Consider the following 8,098-nt stretch of genomic DNA (forward strand, 5'->3'; position numbering starts at 1 on the left):
GGAGTGGGACCAGCGATTTCTTCACTGCGCCGGCGACACGCTCGCCTGTGCTTCGAGCTTGGTCTGCAGGGCCTGGAACTCGGCGATGCGGCCGTCGCCGTCGATGTCCTTGAGTACGTCGCGCCAGACGTAGCTGTTGGCCTGCGTATCCTTGATCAGCGCGTTGACGCCGCGAGCGCAGGTGAGGTTGTTCGGTTGCTCAGCGAGGCAGCGCTTGTATTGCATGTAGGCCAGGCGGCGATAGTCGTCGATGTCGTACCAGTAGCTGTACGAATCGAGTTCCTTGAAGTCGTAGTAGGTCTTGTCCTTGTAACGCTTGGGCGGCTGCCAGCCGAGTTCGGCTTCGCGCTCGTAGGCGGCGACGATGCCGTTGACGATGGCGTTGTCGTAGGCCTGCAGGATCAGCGTCTGCGGCTGCTTGCCGAGCAGCTTGTCCACGCCCGGCGCGGCCTTGTTGCCGTCCTCGTAGATGCGGCCAAGCCAGTAGCAGGTGCCGCCGCAATGCGCGTCGCAACCGGCCTTGGCGATCGCGAAGCCCTTGGCCGGGTCTTTGGGCTCGCTGTAGACGAGCGTGCGCGCGAGCTCGGCGGAAACCTCGCACATGCGGTGGTTCTGCAGCGGATCGCCGCTCTTGGCCCAGGGCTTGTCCGCCTGCGCGGCGATGTCCGCGTAGTTGCTCAGCAGCGTACCGCCACGGATCGCCGACTCGATCTCGCTGCGCAGCGCGGCGCCTTGCTCGGGCGTCACCGAGGCATTGGCGTAGACCTGCACGTCGGTGCGGTAGCTGGATGGAATCACCGCGTGCGCGGTGGATTCCTGCAGGTTCATGAAGCGCGTGCGGTCCCACTCGTTGACGCGATCGCGATTGGCCTCGAGCTTGGCCTGGAACGCGGCCCGCTCCTGCGCCTCTTCGGCCTGCCGGCGCTCGATGATGCCCTGCACTTGCGAGCCGACCGCGTTGACCGAGCCGTAGGTGTCCGTCGGCCCGCTGGGCTTGCAGGCGACGTAGTCGGAATTGCGGGCGTCGCCGTCGGAATAGCTGCCCTTCTTCGAATCGGTGTTGAGGCAGCTATCGGCCAGGGCCTGGCCGCAGCTCAGCAAGGCCAGCGCGAATGCCGCGACGCGCAGCGCAGGACGGGGAAGGGCGGGAAGACGCATGGGAGCCTCGGCGAGCGAACGAGCCGCCGGGAACGGAGGCGACGGCTCATGCTAGGCCGGCGGCTTGCTGCGCACTGCCCCCTGTTTTGGGGCTGGCAGCGCTCCATGCATCGCGTCGGCGGCGAGGCTTGACGAGCCGGGCACGCGTGCATTGCGAGGGGCAGAAAAGAGCGCACGTGGACAGCGTGCGCGTGCTGCTTCACCTCGAAAGATCACCGCGAGGCGAACCGGCTTCCGGCCACCCCGCGGTATCCATTGCATCGGCTTGCAGCGATCAGACCGGGTTGCTCGCGACCTCGTCGGCCTGCGTTGCGAGCTTGTCGGCGCCATCGGCCACCGAATGTGCCACGACGGCCACGGCTTCTGCGGCCACCTGGACGGCGCGCTTGACGCGGGCTTTCACGGTCTTCTTGGTGGCGGCTTTCGTGGGAGCCTTCTTCGCCACTTTCTTAACCGCTTTCTTGGCGACTTTCTTGGCGGTCTTCTTCGTCGCGGAAGCCTTCTTCACCGCCTTCTTCGCCGCACGCTTGAACACCTTGGTGGCGGCGCGCTTGGCGACGGCCTTTTTGGCGACCTTCTTCACCGCCTTTTTCGCAGCGCCCTTCTTGGTCGCCAGCTTCTTCGTCGCTTTCTTGGCGGCGGGTTTCTTCACCGCTTTCTTCGATGCTTTCTTCACTGCCTTCTTCTTCGCTGCCATGGCCATGGTCTCCGTCGATCAGCATTGGCGGACCGATCGAAATGATCGAGTCGACAAGCGCCAAGCATGATCGTCGCCTGAGTTCGAACAAGATTCAAATGCTTTGACGTTGCCGATGCGCAGCGTGAGAAAACGGCTCAGCTCTGTTGCTGCCGCATGCCGCGGCAGCGTGGGTATGAAACGCATCCCAGGAATTGCTTGCCCGCGTTCTGACCGGACTTTACGACCCGTATCTGCATGGCGCCGCCGCAGCGAGGGCAGCTGGTTTCGGCCGCGCGGGCCGCATGGCGTTGCTGCAGGTTCTGCACGTGCTCGCGCGAGGTCTTGAAGCCCGGCGTGAGCCTTCCGGCTTCGATCGCGGCGCAGAGCTCCTCCACCTGCGTGTCGGTGAACAGCGGCTGCCGATGCAAGAGGATGTAGCGCGCACAGCCGCCGCCGTAGGTGACGTTGGGCGGCATCGCGGTCTTGAACTCGCTGCCGCCCACGAACACGACCACCGAGAACACCTGCTCCGGCGACAAGCCCAGCGCGGCTTCGATCGCCTTGGTGTGCTTGTAGTTCTGGCGTAGCGGATTCTGGAAGCGAAAGCTGTTGCGGTAGATCTTCTGCGTCCATATCGGCTGATTCGCCGCGCCGAAGATCCAGCCCTTGAGATTCTTGGTCTCCACCACGAACACGCCGAAGCGAGAGACGAACACGTGATCGATCTGCGTGCTGCCGTCGTCGGTCATCAGCGTCACGTTGTGAAAGCGTCGGTAGAGCTTGGCGTCCAGCAGCAGGTAGGCGGATAGCTTCAATATCGCTTCGCCGAGGATGCCCTTGAACCATGCGGAGCGCAGCACGGCGGACAGGACCGCCATGCCGATGAAGAACAGCAGGTAAGGCGTCAGTGGAAGCAGCAGGGTGATGGGCGACATGGCGTGGAATGCGGAGGACTCGGACGATTGCAGTCTGTCGGCGGGGCTTGGCGCGCCGCCGCCATTACCGATGAGAGGCGCGAAAACCGGGCGCGATGGCGCGCGAGCGCCGGCATCGAGCCACTTTGCGCGCCTGCCCGGGATTCGCCTGCTGGCGTGCGCTGGTTTTGCGACTGGCCGGCGTTGCGCCTCGTGCGTTGCCGCAACGCCTCGTGGCGACATGCGAAAAGGTCAAAACCTTCCACGCAACAGCTCGGCAGCTTCTGCGTATCAGCTCCAGAGCTTCAACGGACAGTTCGGGAACCGATGTGCGGAAGCTACCGGACCGTTCGCATGAGGCCGGGAGCTTTGGCGAAACAGGTGGAGAGGTCTTGCGGATGAGGTCCGTAGCCGTGGTGTAGAGGTGCCCGGCTCGGCGCAAAGAGGTCTCGACCTGTTCGCGAAGAGGTGTCGAACTGTTTCGCTAAGCTGCCGAACGCATCGCGATGAGGTGCCGAAGTGTTGCGCGGAGCTCGTCAACTCCCGCGTGAAAGCTCGGCAGGAATCTGCATCCTCGTAGGGCGGGGCGAGCCCCGCCTTCATCGCCTCGATCACCGCGAAAATGCCGGGTCTCGGCCCGCCCTACGAAGCCTCGGCTGTTCGGAGCCGGAGCCGATTCGAATCAGGCGGCCGGCGTCTCGGTTTCGCCCGTCTTGTTCGCGCGCCGCTTCTGCCGGCGCGCCGGCACGTTCTTGAGCAGCGTCTCCAGGCCCTGGCCCTTGCCGGCGATGGTCAGGAACTTGAAGCCGTCCGACGCCGCCACCTGCACATCGCTGCCCAGCGCGATCTCCGTATCGTCCGCCAGCCGCAGCAGCTTGGTGAGCCGCGCGATGCGCGGGCGTAGGGCATCGATATCGGCCAGATCCTTCTGCGCTTCCACCACGTCCAGCGTCGGCGGCACCACCGAAGGGTTCTGCGCGAGCAGCGAAATGGTCTGCCGGCAGAACGGCTCCGTCACATCGCCCATCTTGTAGAGCGCCTGACGCTCATCGGCCGACAGCGAAATGAAGGTCGAGAACTTCTGCTCCAGAACGGCGAGCGCGGCATCGATTTCCGGCAGGTCGGCTTGGAGGGTGTCGAGGGAGACGAGGTTTTGCGACATGGGAGGCTTCCTTGGCGTTGGTGGGCGAGTTCGGAAGTGAACTCGTGGTTCCAACGCTAGGGGAGAAGCCGATTGCCGTATGTGACGGAGTTCGCAGTTGTGATGAAGTTGACGAGTTGAGTGAGTTGATTGATGCGCGGAAGCGTAAGACTGTGCGTTCCAATAATTAGTCCTCCCTGAAGAATCCGAAATTCAAGTCAAAGCCAGGTGTCCGATAAAGGGATATCTGTCATCGGATGTGCAGGCCTCGCGTTGAAGATCGAGCGCTCGTCCCAGCATGGCCAGAATTGCGAGCAGCCCAGCGGCGATCCATCGTATGAGCCAGCGAATGTTGTAGCCCGAGGCGCAGAGCACGGCGTGCATGGCATCGCCGGTGCTCCCCTTCAAGTGGCAGCGGCGTAGCCGGCAATCGTCCTTGGCGTGGCCGATGATCGGTTCGATGCTCTGCCGTCGTTTGAGCCAGCGCTTCTGCGTTCGGGTCAGGTGCTTCAAGCCGCGATGCAGGATGTCGATGCCGTCGATCCTGCGCCCGCGAAAACCCAGGTCGACGATGACGTGCCGGGGTTTCACGTCCGTGAGGATGGAAACCTGCTCGATCTGCTCGGCCAGTGTGTCGCCGTCATAGGGATTGCCCGGAAAACTGCGCGCACCGACGATCAAACCCTGTCTGGCGGTGACGGCCAGGCCCACCTTGACGCCGAATTCGTAAGGGTGGCGCGCCTTGCCCTTGCCGATGCACTCGACCTCGGGCGCATGCAGCGCATACAGCTTGTTCCGGTCCTTGGGCTTCTGCCGCTGAAGCCGTGCGATGCGTTCCAGCCACGGTGACAGCGTGGTGTGCTGCTCCGCGCTGGCCTTGCGCTGCACATCGCGCAGCAAGCGACCCAGGATCGTGCGCTGGCGCTTGAGCAGGCGGCGCAAGCGCTTGAACTGCTTGGCATGCGCATAGCCGGCAGCGCGACGGCGCAGCGTCGGGCCTTCGCGCTCGTAGCTCTGTCGAAGTGCGATGCCGCAACGCCGGGCCAGCCGCACGAGCTTCTTGCGCGCCACCTCGAGCAGGCGACTGTCGGTGGGATAGGCCACCGCCTTTTCCTGCACCGTGGTGTCGACGATCACACGCGAAAGATCAGCGGGCTTGATCGCATTCAAATCCTTGGCCGCGGCGATGCTCTGCGCGAGCAACTCTTCCACCCCGGCTTCACCCAGGCGCTTGCGAAAAGCGCGTCAGCGACGAGGGATCGCAGGGAAAGCGGGTTTGAAAGAACACTTCGCCGCAGAAGAACTGCCAGTACGGGTTTTCCAGCCAGCGCTCGCAGAGGGCTTCGTCCGACAGATCGTAGGCGTGCTTCAGATACAGCAGCCCGCACATCAATCGCAATGAGAGTGCAGGACGGCCGCCGCCCTTGGGCTCGGCTGGCAGCACCGAAGACAAACGCTGGGCCATGGCGTCCCAGGGCATCACCGCCGAAAGCTTGCACAACGAATGCCGCAGATCGATCTGCGCATCCAGGCGATTGCGAAACAGGTCGGTCGACACCGACGCAGCGCTCTGAGCGGGAGTGGGCTGATGCCGCATGCGAAAACCCTTGTTGAAATTGCCAGGAATCCATCCGCCGACATTATCTTTTCCGGCAATTTCAACAGGCTATTTCCGCGCCTATCTTGCTGTCCGGGAATGACTTTTTGGATTTTTCAGGGACGACTAACTAGAAGGAAAAACCATCAATCCCAGCTCAACGCCCCACCAGTCTGATACTCCGTAACCCGAGTCTCGAAGAAGTTCTTCTCCTTCTTGAGGTCGATCACCTCGCTCATCCACGGGAACGGGTTCTCGGCGCCCGGGTAGATTTCCTTGAGGCCGATCTGGTTGCAGCGGCGGTTGGCGATGTACTGCATGTATTCGTTGAACATGTTGGCGTTGAGGCCCAGTACGCCGCGCGGCATGGTGTCGTGGGCGTAGCGGATTTCGAGTTCCGTCGCCTCGATGATCATCTTGCGCGCTTCTTCCTGGAACTCGGCGGTCCACAGGTGCGGGTTCTCGATCTTGATCTGGTTGATCACGTCGATGCCGAAGTTCATGTGCATGGCTTCGTCGCGCATGATGTATTGGATCTGCTCGGACGCGCCGACCATCTTGTTGCGGCGGCCGAAGCTCAGCAGCTGCACGAAGCCCACGTAGAAGAAGATGCCTTCGAACACGACGTAGAAGGCGATCATGTCGCGCAGCAGGCGCTGGTCGTTCTCGGGCGTGCCGGTGTGGAAGTTCTCGTCGGCCAGGCTCTGCGTGTACGGCAGGCTCCAGGCGGCCTTGTCGTGGATGCTCGGCACTTCGCGGTACATGTTGAAGACTTCGGCTTCGTCGAGGCCGAGGCTTTCGATGATGTACTGGTAGGCGTGGGTGTGGATCGCCTCTTCGAACGCCTGGCGCAGGATGTACTGGCGGCACTCGGGGTTGGTGATGTGCTTGTAGACGGCCAGCACGAGGTTGTTCGCCACCAGCGAGTCGGCGGTGGAGAAGAAACCGAGGCTGCGCTTGATGATCATGCGCTCGTCTTCGGTCAAGCCCTTGGGGTCGTTCCAGAGCGCGATGTCGGCGCTCATGCCCACTTCCTGCGGCATCCAGTGGTTGTTGCAGGCGGCCAAGTACTTCTCCCAGGCCCACTTGTACTTGAACGGCACCAGCTGGTTGAGGTCGGCGCGGCAGTTGATGATCTTCTTGTCGTCGACGTGGATGCGGCCGGCACCCATGGTCAGGTCTTCGAGACCGGTGGCGCCGGCGACGGGCGTGGGAGCGGAAGCCATTACGGCAGCCGGGGCGGAGCGGGGGGCGGCGACAGGCGCGGACTGCAGGGCCTGCTGGGCGAGCAGGCCAGGCGCGGCGGGCTTGGCGGCGGGGGTAGCAGGGGCATCGTCCCAATCCAACATGTTTCAATCCTTTTATATGAGTTGCCCTGAGCCAGAAGATTCAACGCTCTGGCGGGCAGGTTTTCCGGTCTGGTCGAGCCGGCTGGCGGGTGCGCACCGGGCATTGGAGCCGGGGTGGACCGCTGGCACGGACGTGGCTCTAGGTTGCTCCGCGAGGCGGGGAGCGTCAAGTGGAAAAACACTATCTGTAGTGGGGTCTTGGATAGCCGGGCACTAAATGTGGTGGTTATACACACGAAAGCACAACTTTTGCACAGGCTTTGCAAGCCTGTCTGTGGATGGCGGTGCGGTCAGGCTGGCGCCCATAAAAAAGCCCCGGACGATGCGGGGCTGGTGCTGCAAGGATGATGGGCGCCGAGACGTCGGCTCGGACTCTAGGGTCGATGACGGCGCAGGGTGGCTGCGGCCGTGAGCAGGCCAGCAGGCCTGGCCCGAGCGTGCCGCCGCCTCCGCCACCGCGGTGTTCTCGACCAAGGCACGCAAGTCGCGCGTGCGGCCGATGAGCTTGCTTTTAGCCGCCCGCCATGACGCCGCGGGCCATCATCGCCATGGAGGCCGCGATGATCGCGAACAGTGTCAGGTGTATGTGCGGCCATTTGCGCTGGGCCTTCCACTCGGCGTCGGTCGGGCCGGGCAGGCTAGCGTTGACGGCTTTCTTCCAGCGCAGGTAGCGGATGGTCGGGGCTATCGACAGCAGGCCCGAGACGATGAACAGCGTCAGCGCCAGATGGAATGCGCCATTGTGGAAGTAGTAGGCCATGCCCTTTGCATACGCCGCGTTGCCGAAGCCGGTGATCAGAATCGCCACGGCGCCGATGCCGAAAACGATGTCGGCACGCGCGACCCCGCGCACGGTGTCGGCGTTCGGCGGCAGCTTGAACAGATACATCTGCGCGAACACGGCGCCGACGAGCAGAAAGACGGCGATGTAATGCAGCGTGGCGATGATGACGGGGACGAGCATGGGCGGGCTGGCGGAGGCTGGCGGTAGGTGCGGGGAGGTTCGGGGGTATTGGGGCGGGGTGCAAGGGGTGGGGAGCGCGTGATGCTTTTCCGGCCGGCCCTCTCTCCCCCCCGCTACGCGGGGACTCTCTCCCGCAGGCGGGAGAGAGGAAGGTCAGGTTGGCTCTGCAGTCTCGGCTGCTACCCGTCGCCTCGCCTGTGGTCGCGAACGCCATGTTGTTCCCCTCTCCCGCTTGCGGGAGAGCAACTGTGTTTCAGGTCAAGATGCCTGAGGCTGGTTGGAGTTCGAAAGCTTTG

General features: G+C 63.3%; 6 protein-coding genes and 1 pseudogene. All 7 read right to left on the minus strand.

The annotated features are described in order from the left end of the window. Positions 1-21: 21 nt before the first annotated feature. The 7 genes and pseudogenes from AC3WUM_RS21385 to AC3WUM_RS21415 all read right to left on the minus strand — a co-directional run bounded on the left by AC3WUM_RS21385 (position 22) and on the right by AC3WUM_RS21415 (position 7,802). A complete protein-coding gene (locus tag AC3WUM_RS21385) occupies positions 22-1,158 on the minus strand; it encodes a hypothetical protein (RefSeq protein WP_492412911.1) in 1,137 nt (378 codons plus the stop codon). A gap of 274 nt (positions 1,159-1,432) precedes the next feature. Next, entirely contained in the window at positions 1,433-1,855 is a 423-nt protein-coding gene (locus AC3WUM_RS21390) for a hypothetical protein (protein ID WP_492412913.1), read from the minus strand. Between the two features lie 137 nt (positions 1,856-1,992). Further along, a complete protein-coding gene (locus AC3WUM_RS21395; RefSeq protein ID WP_492412915.1) occupies positions 1,993-2,772 on the minus strand; it encodes a nuclease-related domain-containing protein in 780 nt (259 codons plus the stop codon). A 661-nt stretch (positions 2,773-3,433) separates the two neighbouring features. Further along, a complete protein-coding gene (locus AC3WUM_RS21400; RefSeq protein ID WP_492412917.1) occupies positions 3,434-3,913 on the minus strand; it encodes a hypothetical protein in 480 nt (159 codons plus the stop codon). Between the two features lie 192 nt (positions 3,914-4,105). Continuing rightward, positions 4,106-5,489: pseudogene (locus AC3WUM_RS21405) on the minus strand (IS5 family transposase). 146 nt (positions 5,490-5,635) lie between these two features. After that, entirely contained in the window at positions 5,636-6,715 is a 1,080-nt protein-coding gene (locus AC3WUM_RS21410) for a ribonucleotide-diphosphate reductase subunit beta (RefSeq protein WP_492412918.1), read from the minus strand. 634 nt (positions 6,716-7,349) lie between these two features. Further along, positions 7,350-7,802 carry a DUF2214 family protein gene (locus AC3WUM_RS21415; protein WP_492412919.1) on the minus strand — a complete coding sequence of 151 codons (453 nt, stop codon included), beginning with the start codon at positions 7,800-7,802 and terminating at the stop codon, positions 7,350-7,352. Positions 7,803-8,098 lie beyond the last annotated feature (296 nt).

It is taken from the genome of Hydrocarboniphaga sp. FW305-C-57, from assembly GCF_058783045.1.